Raw genomic sequence first — 938 nt, forward strand, 5'->3', positions numbered from 1 at the left:
CCAGCACCGTCTGCGGATCGCCGGCGCCGCGCAGGGGGGCGACGATATCCTCGACGCGCTTTGACGCCAGGGCCTGGGCGATCTCCAGCTTGGAGGCGAAGCGGTTATAGACCGTCTGTTTGGAGACGCCGGCCAGTTTGGCGATTTCGTCCATCTTGGCTTGCAGCCCCTTGTCGGCGAACAGGGTCGCGGCGGCGTCCAGGATCGCCTCGCTCTTTCGTTCATCGACCTGTCCGCGACGGCGCGCCATCAGTGGACGTCCGAAGGCGGGGCGCCGGCCTGGGCCTTCACCGGCTGGGCGGCCAGGGTGACGAAGGCCGCGCCCGCGCACAGGATGGCCAGCAGGGCGAAGGCGTCGCCGAACGCCATCGTCGTCGCCTGCTTCTGCAACATCCCATAGATGGCCTTCATCGCCGAGGCGGCCGGATCGATGGAGCCGGCGAACCGCTGCGCCATGCCGGCCATCATGTTGCGCATCGCCTGGTCGCCCTGACCGATAGCGCTGGTCAGTTCGCTCATGTGCAGGGCCGTGTTGGACGTCAGGCTGGTGTTCAGGATGGCTAGGCCGAAGGCGCCGCCGACGTTGCGCGAAAGGTTGACCAGCCCCGAGGCGTTCTTGACCATGTGCGGCGGCAGGGTCGCCATCGTAACCTGCTGGGACGCGATCATGGCCAGCATAACGCCGACGCCGCGGAAGGCCTGGACCGAGGCGAAGTTCCAGAAGCCCCAGTCATCGGTGACAACGCGGGCCTGCCACATGCCCCAGGCGCACAGCATGAAGCCGCCGAACATCAGCACCCGCGCATCCAGCTTGCGCACCAGTCGTCCGGCGAAGGGGCCGGTGGCGAACATGGCCAGGCCCGACACGACCATGGTGGTGCCGACCTCGGACGACGAATAGCCGAGCACGCGGCCCAGGAAGAGCGGCAGCAGGAATG

Annotated in this window: 2 protein-coding genes; both read right to left on the reverse strand. The window is 67.6% G+C overall.

Annotated features, from left to right (window positions below; translation table 11 throughout):
• Positions 1-250: TetR/AcrR family transcriptional regulator (locus B3T77_RS04625; RefSeq protein WP_292077680.1), on the reverse strand; the 250-nt coding region annotated here is incomplete at its 3' end.
• The coding region (locus B3T77_RS04630) for an MFS transporter (protein WP_292077681.1) at positions 250-938 on the reverse strand (689 nt) is incomplete at its 5' end. The genes B3T77_RS04630 and B3T77_RS04625, both read right to left, overlap by 1 nt.

It is taken from the genome of Brevundimonas sp. UBA7838, assembly GCF_002500885.1.
In the GTDB taxonomy this organism is placed as follows: domain Bacteria; phylum Pseudomonadota; class Alphaproteobacteria; order Caulobacterales; family Caulobacteraceae; genus Brevundimonas; species Brevundimonas vesicularis_C.